Here is a 17498-nt window from a genome sequence, read left to right as displayed (position 1 = left end):
CTCAGGCGGGCAGCGCGCCGGGGGCGGCGATGCCTGCGATCAGCCGTTCCATCTCGCGCCAGGGATCTCCCGTCTCGCGGCCTTTGGAGAGGCGATCCAGCCGCCCGCAGGCGGCCAGCAGGCGCGCGAAATCCGTGGCGCTGCCGCGCGCCAGCGCGCGCCGGAACGATTGTTCCTTGCTTTGCCACAGCCCGGCCGCCTGCATCGCGGCGGCCAGATTGCCGCCCCGCGCCTGCACGCCCGCGAGCCGCGCGAGGATGCCCACCTGCGAGGCGACCCAGGGCAGCAGCGCCGGCACCTGCGCGCCTTCGCCCCGCAGGCCGTCGAGTATGCGCAGCGCGTGCGTGGCGTCACCTGCGAGGGCCGCCTCGGTCAGGCCGAACACATCATGACGGGCGCTGTCGGCCACCAGCGCGCGCAGCGCGGCGGCGTCGAAGCGGGCACCCGGATGCAGCAGCGCAAGCTTGTCGATTTCCTGCGCGGCGGCAAGCAGGTTGCCTTCGACGCGCTCGGCCAGCAGCGCCACCGCACCCGCATCCGCGCCCAGGCCGCGCGCGGCCAGCCGCCGACCGATCCACGCCGGCAGCTCGGCCGGCTTCACCGGCCACATCGGCACGAACCAACCGGCCTGGTCGATCGCCTTCACCCAGGCGGTCTCGTGCGCTCGGCTCCACTGCGCGGCCTGGATCAGCAGCACCACGTCCGGCGCAGGCTGGCGTGCCATCGCGGCCAGCATCTCGCCGCCCTCCTTGCCCGGCCTGCCGGTGGGAAGGCGCAGTTCGATCAGACGTCGCGAGGCGAACAGCGACAGGCTCGCAAGCCCGCTGCCCAACTCGCTCCAGTCGAATCCCGCGTCCACGTCGAACACGGTGCGCTCGGCGTAACCGGCTTCCCGCGCGCGCCGGCGCACCGCGTCACCGGCCTCCAGCAGCAGCAGCGGCTCGCCGCTGGCAAGCAGCACCACGGGCGGCAGCGCGTCGCGCACCAGCCGCTGTTCGAGCTGTGCCGGGCTGAGCGTCATCAGGGATCGGTGACGGCGGCGCGGATGCGCCGCAGGATCGCCTGGGTCATGTCGCGCTCGAGTTCGGTGCGCACGACCTCTTCCTCGCCCGGCGTACCCTGCGCGCGCAGGGTCTCGAACTGGTAGCTGCGCTCCAGCGCGATTTCCTGTTCCGGCACCACCACGCTGCCGGTGGCATCGGTCAGGGTCATCACCACCTCATAGCGCATGCTGTACTCCTGCACGCGCCCGGTGCGCCCGACCGACAGCGGCATGCGCTTCATCTGGTTGCGGCTGATGCGCAGCAGCGCGGACCGCTCCTTGCCGGTCGGCTCCCGCGCGCCGGCGCGGGCCAGCGCCTGTTCGAGATTGCCCTGCAGCGGCGAGAAGGCATCGGCGACCTGCACCCGGATGTGCGCAAGCTCGGGCGGCAGGGTGATTTCCCCGCGCAGCTGGAAGCCGCAGCCGGCCAGGAACGCCACGGCCAGCAGCGCGGATAGACGCCACACGGTGCTCATGGCGCGGCTCCGGCGAAGGCGTCGGCGGGCGCGACGAATCCCGGCAAGGCGCGGATGCGCTTCTGCCACGCTTCCACGGCCGGCGGCAGCGGCACGAACAGGCCCAGCGCCTTGGCGTAGGGCTGCCAGGCGAAGCAGGCGATGTCCGCGATCGTGGGTGCGTCGCCGACCAGGAAGGGGCGATCCGCCAGCGCCTGCGCCAGGCGCGAGAAATCCTCCACGGCGCGCGCCTGATACCAGCTCGCCACCGCCTCGGGGTGATGCCCGAAATGGCGCGCGGCGCAGGCGTGCGCCAGGTTGAGGCCGATGCGCTCGCACTCCCAGGCCAGCCATTCGCGCACCTTCAGCCGCTGGCTCTCGTCGCCCTCGTGCAGGGCGCTCTGGCGTCGCGCGAGGTATTCGAGGATGGCGTTGGACTGGCACAGCGCCAGGCCGTCGATCAGCAGCACCGGCACTTCGCCGAAGCGCGCCACCGCGCGGAACTCGGCCGGCCGCAGCGCGCGCGGCACGGAAAGATCCACAACCCGCAGCGCGTATTCCATGCCCAGCAGGCGCAGCGTCAGCACCACTTTGTACGAATAGCCCGACAACGGCGCGGCGTAGAGCAGCGGCGTGTCGGTCTTGAGCGTGGGCATCATGCGCCGGCCTCCGATCCGTTGCGTTCAGTTTGCGACGATGTTGACGATCTTGCCCGGCACCACGATCACCTTGGCGATCGTCTTGCCTTCCACGAAGGCCGCCACGCCCGGTTCAGCCAGCGCGCGCGCCTCGATTTCCTCGCGCGTGGCGCTGGCCGGCACCTCGATGGTGCCACGCAGCTTGCCGCTGACCTGCACCGCCAACATGACCGCATCGCGCACCAGTGCGGTGGGGTCGGCATGCGGGAACGGCACATCGTCGATCAGTGCCTGTGGCTCGTCCAGCGCCTGCCACAGTGCGAACGCGACGTGCGGGGTGATCGGATTGAGCAGCAGCACCACCGCGCACAGCGCCTCGTGGCGCAGCGCGCGGCCGTTCGGGGTGGCATCGTCGAACTTCGCCAGCGCGTTGAGGAACTCCATCACCGCGGCAATGGCGGTGTTGAAGGCCAGGCGGCGGCCGTAATCATCGGAAACCTTCTGGATGGTTTCGTGCAGCTGCCGACGCAGGGTCTTCTGCGCGGCGCTGAGCGCCTGCACGTCCAGCGCTCCCACCGGTCCGGCCGCGACGTGCCGCGCTACCTGCGCCCAGAGCCGGCGAAGGAATCGGCTCATGCCTTCCACGCCGGCCTCGTTCCACTCCAGCGAAAGATCCGGGGGCGAGGCGAACATGGAGAACAGGCGCACGGTGTCGGCACCGTATTTGTCGATCATCGACTGCGGATCGACGCCGTTGTTCTTGGACTTTGACATCTTCTCGACGCTGCCGATGGCCACCGGGCGGCCGTCGCTGTCCAGGGTCGCGCCGATGCCGCGGCCCTTGTCGTCACGCTGCACGGAAACTTCGGCCGGATTGAACCACTCCTTCGAGCCGTCGGCGTTTTCGCGATAGTAGGTGTCGGCGATCACCATGCCCTGGCACAGGAGGTTGGTCGCCGGCTCGTCGCCATCGACCATGCCCGCATCACGCAACAGCTTGTGATAGAAGCGGAAATACATCAGGTGCATGATCGCGTGCTCGATGCCGCCGATGTACTGGTCCACCGGCAGCCAGTAGCGCGCGCGTTCGTCCACCATGTCCGCCGCGCCCGGCGAGGTGTAGCGCGCGTAGTACCAGCTCGACTCCATGAAGGTGTCGAAGGTGTCGGTCTCGCGCTCGGCCGCGCCACCGCACTGCGGGCAGGCGACCTTGCGCCAGTCGGGATCAGCCTTGAGCGGCGAGCGCACGCCGGAAAACGCCACGTCCTCGGGCAGCACCACGGGCAGCTGGTCCTCGGGCACCGGCACCACGCCGCAGCGCTCGCAGTGGATCATCGGAATCGGGCAGCCCCAGTAGCGCTGGCGCGAGACGCCCCAGTCGCGCAGGCGATAGTTGATCTTGCGCGCGCCGGTGCCCTCGCGTTCGAAACGCTGCGCCAGGGCCTGGAACGCGGCGTCGAAGTCCATGCCGTCGTACTGGTCGGAGTTCACCAGGATGCCGCGCTCGACGTAGGCCCCCTCCTCCTGGATGCGGCGCTCGAAGTCCTCGACCACGCGCACCGCCTCGGACACTTCGTAGACATCCACCGGGGCCGATTCGCCCAGCGCCGCTTCCATCGCATCGTCATTGCGCCGCAGGTCGCGCTGCAGCTCGGCAATGGCCTCGGCCACCGCCTCGCTCACGATCACCATGCGGATCGGCAGGTCGTATTTCTGCGCGAACTCCCAGTCGCGCTCGTCGTGACCGGGCACGGCCATCACCGCACCGGTGCCATACCCCATCAGCACGAAGTTCGCCGCCCAGATCGGCACGCGCGCGCCGGTGACCGGATGGATCGCATAGCGCCCGGTGAAAACGCCGCGCTTGTCCTGGGTTTCGACGTCGGCCGCGGCGGTGCCGCCGTGGCGGCATTCCTCGATGAAGTAGCGCAGCTCGTCGTAGCCTTCCGCTGCCGCCAGCGCAATGGGGTGTTCAGCGGCCACCGAGATGAAGGTGACGCCCATCAGCGTATCGGGGCGCGTGGTGTAGACGCACAGGCGCTCGTCCGTATCCTCCAGCCGGAAAGCGATTTCCAGGCCTTCCGAGCGCCCGATCCAGTTGCGCTGCATGGTCTTGACCGCCTCCGGCCAGCCCGGCAGCGCATCGAGGCCGTCGAGCAGTTCCTGGGCATAGTCGGTGATCTTCAGGAACCATTGCGGGATCTCGCGCTTTTCCACCACCGCGCCCGAGCGCCAGCCGCGCCCGTCGACCACTTGCTCGTTCGCCAGCACGGTCTGGTCGACCGGATCCCAGTTGACCACGCTCATCTTGCGGTACACCAGACCCTTTTCGAACAGCCGCACGAACATGCGTTGCTCGTGCACGTAGTAATCGGGCCGGCAGGTGGCGAACTCGCGCGACCAGTCGATCGCATAGCCCAGCGCCTTGAGCTGCTCGCGCATGTGCCCGATGTTGGCGTAGGTCCATTTCGCCGGCGCGGTGCGGTTCTTGATCGCGGCGTTCTCGGCCGGCAGGCCGAAGGCATCCCAGCCCATCGGCTGCAGCACGTTGTGGCCGGTCATGCGCTTGTAGCGGCTGATGACATCGCCGATCGTGTAGTTGCGCACGTGCCCCATGTGCAGCGCGCCCGACGGATAGGGCAGCATCGAGAGGCAGTAGAACTTGGGCCGCCCGGGCAGCTCCTTCACTTCGAAGGCGCGGGTCGCGGTCCAGAACTGCTGCGCGGCGGCTTCCACCGCCTTGGGATCGTAAGTCTCTTGCATGGTCGCGAACACGGGAAGGCAATGCGCCAGCCTAGCGCAGCAGCCCGATGCGGCTCAATCGGCACGCGCACGCCCGGCGCGCGGCAAGTGCTCCGGCGGGCCAGCCAAGCCGACGGAAAGTCCGCCGACCCGGCGATCCGGTCAGCTCCGCAGCCGCCTGGCCACGGCCGGACGCCAGAGCAACGCCATCACCATGCCCACCACGAAACCGGTCAGGTGCGCCCACCACGCCACGGCACCGAAGGCCGGGCCGACCCAGACGAAGCCGAGCTGCAGCAGCGCCCAGATCGCGATCAGCAGCGGTGCCGGGGTCCGCACGAACTCCAGGAACAGCCCGAGCGGCACCACGAAACCGAGGTGGGCGCGCGGAAACAGCGCGAGGTAAGCACCGATCACGCCGGAAATCGCCCCGCTGGCACCGACGATGACCGCCGCGTGGGTGTGCTGGAGCGACCAGGCGGCAGCGAGGTTGGAAAGCGCGCCGCAGACCAGGAACAGCACCAGCAGCCGCCACGGCCCCAGCGCGCGCTCCGACGGCACGCCGAAGATCACCAGGAACAGCATGTTTCCCACCAGGTGCAGCCAGTCGGCATGCACGAATACCGCGGAGAACAGGGTCAGCACGCGCCCGTCGCGCACCGTGTCCCAGAACCCCCCGCCGGCGAACAGGGTTTCGGGCACCGTGCCCCAGCGCTGCAGGAACGGGCCGCGTGCGGCCGGCTCTCCCGTGGCAAGCCAGATCCAGACCGTCATGCAGGCCACCACCAGGAGCGGCATCGCCCAAGGCGGGGCGGGGCGGCGGCGGGATGGAACGTGGATGAACATCGCGAACCCCCGCCGCGCCGCTCAGGGCCGCAGCAGCAGGAAGCGGCGGCCGCGCCGATCGAGCGCCACGCCGTCGGGCCGGATCGTATCGACCACCAGCCCTTCGGCCACCGTATCGCCTTCGCGCAGGCGGTGACCGTCGATCAGCACGAAGCGGGCCGCCGGATCCTCGTCGTAGACGTGCATCGACAGCCGTAGCGGCGGCAGGCCCTCGCGCTCGGCCGCAGAGAGCCAGCCGAGGCCCGGAAGCGCCTCGAGCGGTTCCGGCGGCGCGACCGGCGCGGGCGCGGGCGTGGAAGGCGCGATGGGCACCGGATGCGGCGACGCAAGTGCCGGAGCGGCGCTCGTCGGCATATCGAACGGCCCACTGCCCGCAGGCCGCGCCGCCGATTCGCGCTCGCGGCCGGAAAACTCGGGGTCGCGCACTGCCGGAGCCGGTGCCAGCACCGGGTCCGGCGCGGACCGCGGGCGCAGGTCGGGAGCCCGCCGCCGCGCCGGCGCGCGGGTAGGCAGCGCGCTCGAGGGTGCGACGCTCGGACCTTCGACGGCCGGACCATCGGCCACGGCGGCCGCCGGCGCGGTTGGCACGGCATCGGGCGTCCGACCAGCGAACCACCAGGCCGCCGCGCCAAGGGTGAGCAGCGCCAGGCCCAGGCCCAGCGCGAAACCGCCGATCCACGCCGGGCGTCGCGCCGCCACGCGCGGTGCCGGCGTCAAGATATCCGGCGCTTGTCCAAGGCGGCGCTCGGCCTCGGATTTCTTCAGGGCTTCCAGAATCAATGACATGGCCGGCGTTCTCGCATTGCAGCCGCGTCTCAGCGCGTGCGCCGCAGGCGCGGGGCATCGCGGCCGATGCCGCTGACCGCCATCAGGGTTTCGGGGCCGACGATGCCGTCGGGCAAAAGGCCGGTGGCACCTTGCAGCGCCCGCACCCCGGCTTCGATGCGCGCATCGAACAGCGCCGGTCCATCGAGGTCCATCGTGACGAAGCCGCCCTCGACCAGCCGCTGCTGCAGCCATTCGACCGCGGGACCGCTGTCGCCGCGCCGCAGGGTGGTGCCGGACAGGAACGCCGGCGCGCGCCAGATGGCGTAGTACTCGCCCAGCCAGTAGGGATCCAGCCGCTCGCGCGGGATGTCATGGGTTTCCCCGCCCAGGGCCAGACGCACCTGCTTTTCGCCCACGCCCAGCAGCACGGCCCAGACATCCTGCGCATCGACATGGAGCCGCAGCACCACCGGCCGCCCCAGCGCGGTGAGCTTGGCGAGGCTGCCGCTGCCGCGCAGGCAGTGGATGCCGGGTGCCAGCGTCGCCGGGCAGCGCATGGCCGTCGCCACGCCCACGTCCGAGGCACGCAGCTTCCACTGGGCCAGAAGGCGGGTGAAGGCGACTTCGCGGGTGGCATCGGCGCGCGCCACAAGCTCGCCCACAGGCACGTCAGGCAGCGCCCGTCCCTCGCTCCCGGACGGCTCCGCGGACTCTGCCACCGCCGGCACCGGATCCTCGGGCGAGCGCACCGGCCAAGCCCATAATGTTGTTATTAGCGCCGCCAGCAGCACCACGGCCACAAGCCAGCCAAGCCGGCGCACGCGCCAGCGCCGCAGCGGCGAGGCCAGCACCTCGCCGGCGGCGCGATCGACCAGCGAATCGCCCACCTGCGCCTGCTCGCGCGCGTAGCCGGCCATCAGCGCGCGATCGGCGATGGTGTTGATCAGCCGCGGCACGCCGCCGGAATGACGGTGCAGGCGGCGCACCGCCAGCCGCGTGAAGGGAAAGCGCGTGCTGCCCGCCACCGCCAGCCGATGCCGCAGGTAGGCATCGGTTTCGCCCTCGTCCAGCGGCTGCAGGTGGTAGCGCGCGGTGATGCGCTGGGAAAGCTGACGCAGCTCGGGCTGGGCCACGATCTGGCGCAGCTCCGGCTGGCCCAGCAGGATGATCTGCAGGAGCTTCTGGGTGGCGGTTTCCAGATTGGTGAGCAGGCGAATCTGCTCCAGCGCCTCGTTCGACAGGTTCTGCGCCTCGTCGACGATCAGTACCACCCGCAGGCCCTTGGCGTAGGCGTCGATCAGGAAGGCGTTGAGCGCATCGACCAGGCCCTTGAGCGACTCGCGCCGCCCGGAAATGTCGATCTTCAGCTCCTCGGCGATACTCTGCAAAAGCTCCAGCGGGGTCAGCCGCGGATTGAGCACCAGCGCCACCCGCACGTTGTCGGGCAGCTGCTCCAGCAGGAGGCGGCAGAGCGTGGTCTTGCCGGTGCCCACTTCGCCGGTCAGCTGCACGAAGCCGCCGCCGCCGCCCTGGCCGATGCCATAGAGGAGGTGCGCCAGCGCATCGCGATGGCGTTCGCTAAGGAAAACGAAGCGCGGATCCGGCGTTATCGAAAAAGGCGCTTCGCGCAGGCCGTAGAAATCGAGGTACATGCGCTCCACAGGGCAGGCGGGACGTCCGTCGCGGTGAGGCGCACGGGAAGGCACTGTAGCCAGCGTCGGGGGAAACTCGCGTTAGGAATCGGTTAAATCAACCGTCGGGACGCGTCGGGGGCAAGGGCAGCTGCGGCTGCTGCAGTTCGATGCGCCCCTCGCCGGCGACGATCTTCTTGAACTCCGGGCGCGACACCGAGACGTAGCGCTCGTTGCCGCCGATCTCCACCTGCGGCCCGTCGGTGACGGCGCGGCCCTGCTCGTCCACCCGCACCACCATCGTGGCCTTGCGGCCAGTGTGGCAGATGGTCTTGATCTCGGTGATCGAGTCGGCCCAGGCCAGGAGGTACTGGCTGCCCTCGAACAGCTCGCCGCGAAAATCGGTGCGCAGGCCGTAAGCCAGCACCGGTACGTCCAGCCGATCCACGATCTCGGTGATCTGCCAGACCTGGGCGCGGGTGAGGAACTGGGCCTCGTCGACCAGCACGCAGTGCAGCCGCCCATGGGCCGCGATATCGGTTTCGACCAGCGCATCGAGCACGTCGTCGCGCTCGAAGATGCGCCCGCGCGCCGACAGGCCGATGCGCGACGCCACCGTGCCCTCGCCGAAGCGGTTGTCCAGCCTGGGCGTGAGGATGAGCGTGCGCATCCCGCGCTCGTGATAGTTGTGCGCGCTTTGCAGCAGCGTGGTGGTCTTTCCGGCATTCATCGCCGAATAGTAGAAATAGAGCTTGGCCATGGAATCCTCGCGCGAGGACGCATCCTACCGCGATCCTCCGCGCGATCACTCGTAAGCCAGCGCCGCCACCGGATCCATGTGCGCCGCCTTGCGCGCCGGCAGGTAGCCGAATACCACGCCGGTGAGGAAGGCACAGGTGAAGGCCAGCAGCGCCGGCGCGGCGGAAAACGCGACCGTCATGCCCAGGTTCTGCACCAGCATCCCCACGCCCAGCCCCAGCGCCACGCCCAGCAGGCCGCCGATGCCGCACACCACGATGGCCTCGATGTTGAACTGCAGCAGGATGTCGCGCCGGCGCGCGCCGGTCGCCATGCGGATGCCGATCTCGCGGGTGCGTTCGGTGACGCTGACCAGCATGATGTTCATGACGCCGATGCCGCCCACGATCAGCGAAATGGCCGCAACCGACCCCAGCAGCGCGGTCAGGGTGTCGGCCGTGGCCGTGACGGCCTCCTGCAGCGAGGCGGTATTGCGCACCTGGAAATCCACGGTGCGGTGGCGCTCGGTCAAAAGCGCGATGATGGCCTCCTCGGCGCGCGCCATCGCCGCATCGTTGGCCACCTTCACCGTGATGCCGCTCAAGAAACTCTGCCCGAACAGACGCATGAAGCCGGTGGACAGCGGAATCAGCGCCACATCGTCCTGGTCCTGGCCCCAGCTCGACGCGCCCTTGGCACCGAGCACGCCGATCACCTCGAAGGGCACGTTGCGCACCAGCACGAACCTGCCGAGGGGATCGGCGCCGTCGGGATAGAGGTTCTTCACCACGGTCTGGCCCAGCACGATCACCGGCGCATAGCCGCGCACGTCCTCCCGGGTGATGAAGCTGCCGCTCGCCACCGGCCAGTCGCGCAGCGCCTGGAAATCGGGCCACACGCCCTGCACCTGGCTGCGGTAGTCGCGGCTGCCGGCGCGCAGCACCTGGCTGCCCGAGCGTTCGGGCGACACCAGCAGCACGTTCTCGATGGCGCGGATCGCCTCGGCGTCTTCGGGCGTGAGCGTGGCGATGTCGCCGGAACCGCGGAAACCGCTGAAGCCCGGACGCACCGAGAGCTGGTTGCTGCCCATGGCCGCGATGCGATCGAGCACGTCCTGCTTGCTGCCGTCACCGATCGCCAGCATCACGATCACGGCGGCCACGCCGATCACCACGCCCAGCAGGGTGAGCGCAGTGCGGAACAGGTTGCTGCGCATCGAGCGCAGCGCCATCTTCACCGCTTCGGACATCTCGCTCGCCAGCCCGCGCGTGCGCTTTTCCCCCAGCGCGGCAGGCACGCTGCGCGCCGATGTCCCCGCTCCGGGAACATCGGAAACCACCCGCCCGTCGCGCAGCTCGATGATCCGCTCGGCATGCGCCGCGACGCCCGGATCGTGGGTGATGAGGATGACGGTGCGGCCTTCGCCATTGAGACGTTTGAGCAGGGCCAGCACGTCCTGCCCGCTCTGGCTGTCGAGTGCGCCGGTGGGCTCGTCGGCGAGGATCACCGGCGCATCGTTCACCAGCGCGCGGGCGATGGCCACGCGCTGCTGCTGGCCGCCGGAAAGCTGGCTGGGGCGATGGTCGGCACGATCTCCCAGGCCCAGTTCGCCCAGCAGTTCGACCGCACGCTCCTGCCGTTCGCGGCGCGTCGATCCGGCGTAGGCGGCGGGGATTTCCACGTTCTCCGTGGCGGTGGCATCGGCCAGCAGGTTGTAGCGCTGGAACACGAAGCCGAAGGCATCGCGGCGCAGTGCCGCCAGCTCGTCGGGCGACAGCGTGCCCACGTCTCGCCCCAGCACCTCGTAGCGCCCGGAGGTCGGGCGATCCAGGCAGCCGAGAATGTTCATCAGCGTGCTCTTGCCCGAACCGGACTGGCCCATGATGGCGACGAACTCGCCCGCGCCGATCTCCAGATCCGCGCCATCGAGCGCCTTCACCTGCGCCTCGCCGCTGCCGTAGTAGCGGCACACCTGCGACAGGCGCAGCAGGGTCGCGCTCTTCGCAGGCAGCGCCGCGGCCGCGCGCTCGGGGGCGTTCATCGGCGCGGCCCGCCCATCATGCCCATCGGCGGCCGCGGGGCCGCGCCCGGCGCGGCCCCGCGCACTGGGCCGGCATCGGGCAGGAGCACGGTGTCGCCCGCCGCCAGGCCCGAAACGATCTGCACCTTTTCACGATCGCGCAGCCCGGTTTCCACCGCACGCGGCGGCGTGCCTTCCGGCCCCGGCACGCGCACGAAACTCTGCCCGCGCGCATCGGGCGGGCTGAATACGGCCGCTGCCGGCACCGTGACCACCTGCTGCGCCTGGGCGATCACGAAGAACACCTGCGCGGTCATGTCCGGCAGCAGCGCGCCATCGGTATTTTCCACGTCGATCAGCACCTTGTAGAGCACCACCTCGTTGACGATGTCGGGGGTGGGCTGGATCTGGCGCACCGTCCCGTGCCAGCGCCGATCGGGTTGGCCGAGCGTGGTGAACCAGGCCGGCATGTCCACGAGCACGCGCCCGATGTCAGCCTCGGCCACCTGGGCGATCACGGTCATGGTGTCGAGATCGGCGATGCGCAGGATGTTGGGCGCGATCTGGTTGGCGTTGAGGGTCTGGCCTTCGAGCGCGGTGAGCGATACCACGGTGCCGGCGATGGGCGCATAAATGCGCGCATACCCCAGATTCGCCTCGTTGCCCTCCAGGGTCGACTGGGCCTCCTCGAGCTGGGCGCGCAGCGAGGTGACCTGTGCCTGCGCCTGCTTGAGCTGCGCCGCGCTGGTGTCGAGCACGTCGCGCGCGATCAGGCCACGCTCGGCCACCGAGGCGTTGCGCTCGTGGGTGATGCGCGCCAGCTCGAGATTGGCACCGCGCTCGGCCAGCTGCGCGGTCAGGCTGGCGACCCGCGCGCGATCACCGTCCACGCGGCTCTCATAGATCCGCGGGTCGATCTCGGCCAGCAGCGCGCCCTGCGTCACCCGATCACCCACCTCCACGTGCAGCTTTTCGAGCTGGCCTGAAAGCTGCGCGCCCACGTCGACATAGGTCTTGGGGCCGATCTTGCCGAGCGCCGAAACGGTGTTCTCGATGTCGGCGACGGCAGCGACCGCGGTGGCCTGCGCCGTGGACTGGCCGCTCGTGCCGGAGAACTTCCACCAGGCCAGGCCGCCGGCAGCAAGGATGATGGCGGCCACAAGGAGGGGAACGAGGCGACGGCGCGGGTTGGCCATGGGTCTTCCTTCTTCGAATCGATCGGGGTGGAAACAGGGTCGGCGCGGCCGGATTTCAGTGGTCCGACCTGTGCCGCTCGCGCGAGCCATGGCGATTTTTCATGATGCGCGACAGGCGCTCGCGCTCCTCCGGCGTGGCGCGCGAGGCCAGATCGACCAGCAGCGCATGGGCTTCTTCGGCGGTGTGTCCTTCCGCGTCGCGCAGCCGCGCAAACGCATCCTCCAGCTGCGAACGCACGAACGGCTCGGCGCGCAGCGCTTCGCGTACGCCATCGCGCGCCTGTGACTGTGCCCGGATGCGCGTGTGCATGGCGTCGCGGTGCCGCGCGAGCACGGCATCGACCACCTCGCTGCGCTCCTTCGGCAAGGCGCGGCGCAAGGCTTCGGGGCGGAACATCGTCGGCGTCTCGCGCTGGCGCGTCTCGAGCGCCGCGCGCCCGGGCTGGAACACAAGCCACGCCAGGCTCGCGCCCAAGGCCAGATTGAGCGCGAGCGAAGCGAGCAGGATGAGGCGAACGGATCGGGTCATGGGTGGATCCTCGGCGCGCGCCCGGCCTGTCGCCGCACCGCTGCGGCGCAGCCTTCCGGGAAGGGGCTGGTCGGGAGATGCAAGCAGGTCATGGGACGTTTCCGCTCCAGTCAGGGGCCAGCGCAAGGTAGGTGTCGTCGATCAGCGCCAGGGTCAGCAGGTCGTCGATGCCGTCACCCGGGCCGGTGGCGGGCATGAGGCCACTGCCCAATCCGATGCCGGCTGCCAGGGCCAGTGCGAACACGGGTGCCGCCACGCGCGCCCCGCCCAATTCATGCCACAGCGCCAGCAGCGCCGCGCGCCAGGCGGCACGCCGCGACTGGCTGTCTGCCCGTACCGCCGCCAGGATCGCTGTCCGCAGATGCATCGGAAGCGGCGGCGACTCGAACGCCGCCAGCGATTGGTCCAGCCGCGCCTGCGCGGCGCGCGCCGCCGGATCGACGGCCTCGATCAGCGCGCGATCCGGCGCTGGCCAACGCGCCGGATCGGCACCGTGGATGGCGAGCAGGCGATTGGCTTCGGCGGGCGAACGCGATGTCATGGTCTTGCCTCCTGATACAGTGAAACCGGCCTGCGGGCGGGATGGTCATTCATGACCAAGCACCGCGCGCAGGTTCTGGCGCGCCCGCGCCAGGAGCGATTCGAGCGCATCCACCGACACCTCCAGCACCCGCGCCGCCTCGGCATTGCTCTGCCCTTCGAAGTGGCACAGCAGCAGGGCCTCGCGCTGGCGCACGGGCAGGGCGGCGATGGCATCGGCAACGCGGCGCGACACGTCCATGCGCTCCAGCGCGCGTTCGGGTGCGGCATCGTGATCGACCAGTTCCATGGTGTCGATCGGCACCCAGTCGCGGCGGCGGCGCAGGTGGTCCTGGCACAGGTTCAGCGCCACCCGGTACAGCCAAGTGGAAAAGCGCGCCTGCCCGGAGCGCCAGCGCGGCAGCTGGCGGTGGGCGCGCAGAAACGTTTCCTGCGCCACGTCCTCGGCATCCGCCTCCACGCCGAGCGTGCGCCAGGCCAGCCGGTACACCATGGGCAGATGGCGATCGACCAGGCGCGAAAACGCGCGCTCGTCGCCGGTCGCCGCGCAGACGAGATCGTCCGCATCCGGATCGTGCACGGGCGCAGGCTCCAGCGACGAACTCATCGCCGGAACCTGCCATCGGGGCCAGGGGAGGCTCGCATCCATGGACGTTAGCAGAGCCGCCGGCTGCGGTCAGCGCGGCTTCGGGCCGGGACCGGGGCCTTGCCCGTGACGGTGCCTGCGGCCCTTGCCATGGCTCGCGGCACGGAATTCCTCGACGCTGACCACACCGTCGCCATCGGTATCCATGCTTGCAAGGCGGGCCTGGCGGGCGGCCACGAACTCTTCCACCGTCACGCGCCCGTCGCCATCGGCATCGAGCGTGTCAAGACGACGCTGCGCGCGCTCGGTCCGTGCCTTCTCGTGCATGGCCTGTAGTTCGGCCGCGTCGATGACGCCGTCGCCGTTGGCATCAATCGCGCTGGCGTGGTCAATCGCGCGCTGGTGGGCCTCAGCCAGAACCACCGGCTGCGATCCGCGCCCGTCGCGCATGGGACGTTCGCCCTGCGGGGCCTGAGCGAACGCGGGCACGGCCAGGAGCAGCGCCGGCAGCGCCAGCGCAAGAAGCGGGAAACGTGGGTTCGACATGGGAACACTCCTTGTTTCATCGAAATTTCTGAAACGGTGCGCGGGATGCGCATCCGGAGTCTTCAACGTGCCGGGCCGGCGATTCCGTCGCGATGCGCGGCAGCGGAACCTGTCGGCGTTCAGCTTGTCCAACCCGCCGCCTCCTTCGGGCACGCGCCCGACGGTTCAGCCAGCAGCCGCCATGCTCTGCGGCCCTCGTTCCGGTTCCAACGCAGGATTTCCATGAGCCAGCCCCAGCGCGTCCTCCTCTGGATACTCGGCGTCCTCGCCGCCATTGCCCTCGTCGCCGGTGCGCTGTACGCACCGTTGCTGCGCGCATTCTCGGCCACGCCCATCTTCAACGCGGTGATCCTCGCGGTGTTCGCCATCGGCATCATCGCGAACCTGCGCCAGGTGCTGCGCCTGCAGCGCGAGGTCGACTGGATCGAGGCCTACCGGCGCTCCAGCCCGGAGCGCACGCTCGAAACGCCGGTGCTGCTGGCCCCCATGGCGCGCATGCTTTCGCAGGGCGGGCGCAAGCCGCAGACGCTCTCCACCCAGTCGATGCGCTCGATCCTCGACTCGATCCACCTGCGGCTGGAGGAACAACGCGACCTGTCGCGCTATCTCGTGGGCCTGCTGATCTTCCTAGGCCTGCTCGGCACCTTCTGGGGCCTGCTCATCACGATAGCCTCGGTCGGGGAAATCATCGCGGGCCTGGGTGCCGGCAGCGATGCGGTGGCGATGTTCGATACGCTCAAGTCGCAGCTGCAGCAACCGCTCTCGGGCATGGCGACGAGTTTTTCCACCTCCCTGTTCGGCCTGGCCTGCTCGCTCATCCTGGGCCTCGTCGATTTGCTCGCCGCGCGCGCGGCCAACCGCTTCTACACGGAGGTTGAGGACTGGCTCTCGGGCATGACGCGCCTGTCGTCCGGCGGCGCGCTGGGTGAAGGCGAGGCCAGCGTACCGGCCTACGTGCAGGCGCTGCTGGAGCAGACCGCGGATGGTCTGGAGCGGATGCAGCGCGCGCTGGTGGACAGCGAGCGCGAGCGGCGCGGCAGCGTACAGCAGATGGCTGAATTGAACGATCACCTGGCGCGGCTTTCCGAGCACCTCGCGCGTGAATCACGTGGCCTGGCGGAACTGGCCGACACCCAGGCCGAGGTACGCAACGCGCTGAAGGCGCTGGCGCAGCAGGGTGGCGGCGGAGCGCGGGTCAGCGACGAACTGCGCGCCGAGTTCCGCCTGCTGTCGCGCACGCTGGCCGCTGCGGTCGAAGGCCGGCGCTGAGCCATGACCTCACTGGCACGCCGCCGCCGCGGCATCGATTTCTGGCCCGGCTTCGTCGATGCCCTCAGCTCGCTGCTGATGGTGCTGGTTTTCATGCTGCTGATTTTCACGATCGGCCAGTTCGTGCTGTCCGATGCCCTCTCCGGCCGTGACCGGGCGCTGGCGCAGCTCAACGCCGAACTGGCGCAGCTGGCGAAAACGCTGTCGATGGAGCAGGACGCCAAGGCCGTCGCAATGAAGCAGGTGGACGAACTCTCCGCTACGCTGGCCACCGCATCCGGCGAACGCGACGCGCTGCGGCTGTCTCTCGACACCACCCAGGCCGCTCTGACCCAGGCCCAGGCGCGCGGCGAGGAGGACCAGGCGCAGATCGCGCGTCTCTCCTCCGACATCAGCGCGCTGGACGAACTGAAGCGCCAGCTCGAAGCCGAGATCGCCGCGCAGCTGGGCGCGCTTGACGAGGAGCGCGAAAAGCTCGCCGCCCAGACCGAGCTTTCGGCCAAATCCGCCGCGCAGGTCGAGCTGCTGAACCGTCAAGTGGCCGCACTGCGCCTTCAGCTGGAAGAGATTGCCGCCTCGCTGGATCTTGCCCGCGCGCAGGGCAAGGCCAAGGACGTGCGCATCGAGGAGCTGGGCAAGGAGCTCAACCTTGCGCTCGCGCAGCGCGTCAACGAACTGCAGCGCTACCGCTCCGACTTCTTCGGCAAGCTGCGCGAAGTGCTGGGCGGGCGTTCGGACATCCAGATCGTGGGCGACCGCTTCGTGGTTCCCAGCGAACTGCTTTTCGCCTCCGGCACCGACGAACTGACGCCCGTCGCGCGGCAGCAACTCGATTCCCTGGCTACCACGCTCAGCGAAGTCGCCAGCGAAATACCGAGCGACGTGGACTGGGTGCTGCGCATCGACGGCCACACCGATCGACGCCCCATCGCCACCGGACGCTTCCCGTCGAACTGGGAGCTTTCCAGCGCGCGCGCCATTGCCATCGTGAAGTACCTGGTGACCCGCGGCGTGCCCGCCAATCGGCTGTCCGCCAATGGATTCGGCGAGTTCCGGCCGCTGGATCCCGGCGACAACGAAGCCGCCTACGCGATCAACCGACGCATCGAGATCCAGCTCACCAACCGCTGAGTGCGGAACAACCGAACGGCCCGCGGACCGTTCGGGCACGCTCAGCCAGCGCGGCGCTGCGGCATTCCCGCAGCGGCCGAAGCATCGTTCTCCGGCACGCCACCGAGGATCACCGCCGCCTCCGCCACGGCCTGCGCGATGGGCGCGACGTGCCGCAGGGCACGCAGGTAGACCTCGCGCTTGAAGTCGACGACGTGCTCGAACGGGTACCAGAAATCCACCCACTGCCAGCGGTCGAACTCGGGCTTGTCGGTCAGATCGAGCTTGACGTGGCGCTCGTCGGCCACCAGGCGCAGCAGGAACCAGACCTGCTTCTGGCCGATGCACACCGGACGCTGCGCAGTGCGCACGAAGCGCTTCGGCAGGCGGTAGCGCAGCCAGCCCGGCGTGCTGGCGAGCACTTCCACGTGCTCTTCCCGAAGGCCGGTTTCTTCCTCCAGCTCGCGATACATGGCCTCGATCGGCGTCTCGTCCGTGCGCATGCCGCCCTGCGGAAACTGCCAGCCATCCCGCCGCGCCCGCCGCGCCCAGAACACACGGCCGTCGGAATGCATGAGGATGATGCCCACGTTGGGTCGATATCCGTCTGGATCGATCACGGGTCACTCTCCAGGAACTTCTCGAGCGAGAGTGCCACAGCCACACGCCTCGAACAACCCGGGAGCCGTCGGCGCGCTGCGCGCAATCGGCTGTGACGCCAGGCCGCTCGCTCCGACCGGCATGCGATCGAAATCTTCGGCACTGGCGCGCGCAAAGAAAAACCCCGCAGCGTGAGCTGCGGGGTTTTGGCACAAGGCCCTGGCGATGACCTACTCTCGCAT

The 17498-nt window shown here is 69.5% G+C and carries 17 protein-coding genes; 2 read left to right on the top strand and 15 right to left on the bottom strand.

The features are described 5' to 3' along the window. Position 1 precedes the first annotated feature (1 nt). The 14 genes from holA to WB794_RS09475 form a co-directional block, all read right to left on the bottom strand. Positions 2-1021, bottom strand: a complete 1020-nt coding sequence (gene holA, locus WB794_RS09540; RefSeq protein WP_337335631.1) for a DNA polymerase III subunit delta — start codon at positions 1019-1021, stop codon at positions 2-4. Continuing rightward, positions 1021-1518: an LPS-assembly lipoprotein LptE gene (locus WB794_RS09535; protein WP_337335630.1), complete on the bottom strand. Its 498-nt coding sequence runs from the start codon at positions 1516-1518 to the stop codon at positions 1021-1023. Before WB794_RS09535 ends, holA begins: the two co-directional genes overlap by 1 nt. Further along, positions 1515-2156: a glutathione S-transferase family protein gene (locus tag WB794_RS09530; protein WP_337335629.1), complete on the bottom strand. Its 642-nt coding sequence runs from the start codon at positions 2154-2156 to the stop codon at positions 1515-1517. Before WB794_RS09530 ends, WB794_RS09535 begins: the two co-directional genes overlap by 4 nt. A gap of 24 nt (positions 2157-2180) precedes the next feature. Further along, complete coding sequence (gene leuS, locus WB794_RS09525; protein ID WP_337335628.1) at positions 2181-4898, bottom strand: leucine--tRNA ligase; 2718 nt, start codon at positions 4896-4898, stop codon at positions 2181-2183. 141 nt (positions 4899-5039) lie between these two features. Continuing rightward, on the bottom strand, positions 5040-5723 hold the full coding sequence (locus WB794_RS09520; RefSeq protein WP_337335627.1) for a rhomboid family intramembrane serine protease: 684 nt from the start codon (positions 5721-5723) through the stop codon (positions 5040-5042). Positions 5724-5744: 21 nt separating this feature from the next. Next, a complete protein-coding gene (locus tag WB794_RS09515) occupies positions 5745-6509 on the bottom strand; it encodes a general secretion pathway protein GspB (RefSeq protein ID WP_337335626.1) in 765 nt (254 codons plus the stop codon). Positions 6510-6538: 29 nt separating this feature from the next. Beyond that, positions 6539-8143: an AAA family ATPase gene (locus WB794_RS09510; protein ID WP_337335625.1), complete on the bottom strand. Its 1605-nt coding sequence runs from the start codon at positions 8141-8143 to the stop codon at positions 6539-6541. A 97-nt stretch (positions 8144-8240) separates the two neighbouring features. Continuing rightward, complete coding sequence (locus tag WB794_RS09505) at positions 8241-8882, bottom strand: thymidine kinase (protein WP_337335624.1); 642 nt, start codon at positions 8880-8882, stop codon at positions 8241-8243. A gap of 45 nt (positions 8883-8927) precedes the next feature. Continuing rightward, positions 8928-10901 carry a MacB family efflux pump subunit gene (locus tag WB794_RS09500; protein ID WP_337335623.1) on the bottom strand — a complete coding sequence of 658 codons (1974 nt, stop codon included), beginning with the start codon at positions 10899-10901 and terminating at the stop codon, positions 8928-8930. Further along, on the bottom strand, positions 10898-12076 hold the full coding sequence (locus WB794_RS09495; RefSeq protein WP_337335622.1) for an efflux RND transporter periplasmic adaptor subunit: 1179 nt from the start codon (positions 12074-12076) through the stop codon (positions 10898-10900). The genes WB794_RS09500 and WB794_RS09495 overlap by 4 nt, the downstream gene beginning before the upstream one ends. A gap of 55 nt (positions 12077-12131) precedes the next feature. Then, positions 12132-12605, bottom strand: coding sequence for a periplasmic heavy metal sensor (locus tag WB794_RS09490; RefSeq protein WP_337335621.1), 474 nt, complete (start codon positions 12603-12605; stop codon positions 12132-12134). A gap of 88 nt (positions 12606-12693) precedes the next feature. Next, positions 12694-13146: a hypothetical protein gene (locus WB794_RS09485; RefSeq protein WP_337335620.1), complete on the bottom strand. Its 453-nt coding sequence runs from the start codon at positions 13144-13146 to the stop codon at positions 12694-12696. A gap of 45 nt (positions 13147-13191) precedes the next feature. Beyond that, positions 13192-13752, bottom strand: coding sequence for an RNA polymerase sigma factor (locus WB794_RS09480; protein WP_337335619.1), 561 nt, complete (start codon positions 13750-13752; stop codon positions 13192-13194). 69 nt (positions 13753-13821) lie between these two features. After that, a complete protein-coding gene (locus WB794_RS09475; RefSeq protein ID WP_337335618.1) occupies positions 13822-14409 on the bottom strand; it encodes an EF-hand domain-containing protein in 588 nt (195 codons plus the stop codon). Positions 14410-14499: 90 nt separating this feature from the next. Here WB794_RS09475 and WB794_RS09470 point away from each other — a divergent pair, with 90 nt between their 5' ends. Both WB794_RS09470 and WB794_RS09465 read left to right on the top strand, forming a co-directional pair. After that, positions 14500-15546: a flagellar motor protein MotA gene (locus WB794_RS09470; RefSeq protein ID WP_337335617.1), complete on the top strand. Its 1047-nt coding sequence runs from the start codon at positions 14500-14502 to the stop codon at positions 15544-15546. Between the two features lie 3 nt (positions 15547-15549). Next, positions 15550-16677: a peptidoglycan -binding protein gene (locus WB794_RS09465; RefSeq protein WP_337335616.1), complete on the top strand. Its 1128-nt coding sequence runs from the start codon at positions 15550-15552 to the stop codon at positions 16675-16677. 41 nt (positions 16678-16718) lie between these two features. Here WB794_RS09465 and WB794_RS09460 read toward each other — a convergent pair whose 3' ends face one another. Continuing rightward, a complete protein-coding gene (locus tag WB794_RS09460; RefSeq protein ID WP_337335615.1) occupies positions 16719-17276 on the bottom strand; it encodes an RNA pyrophosphohydrolase in 558 nt (185 codons plus the stop codon). Between the last annotated feature and the right edge of the window lie 222 nt (positions 17277-17498).

This window comes from Denitratimonas tolerans, from assembly GCF_037203605.1.
Classification (GTDB): Bacteria; Pseudomonadota; Gammaproteobacteria; order Xanthomonadales; family Xanthomonadaceae; genus Denitratimonas; species Denitratimonas tolerans.
The sequence above is the reverse complement of the archived record's forward strand: the minus strand, read 5'-3'. Positions and strand labels throughout refer to the sequence as shown.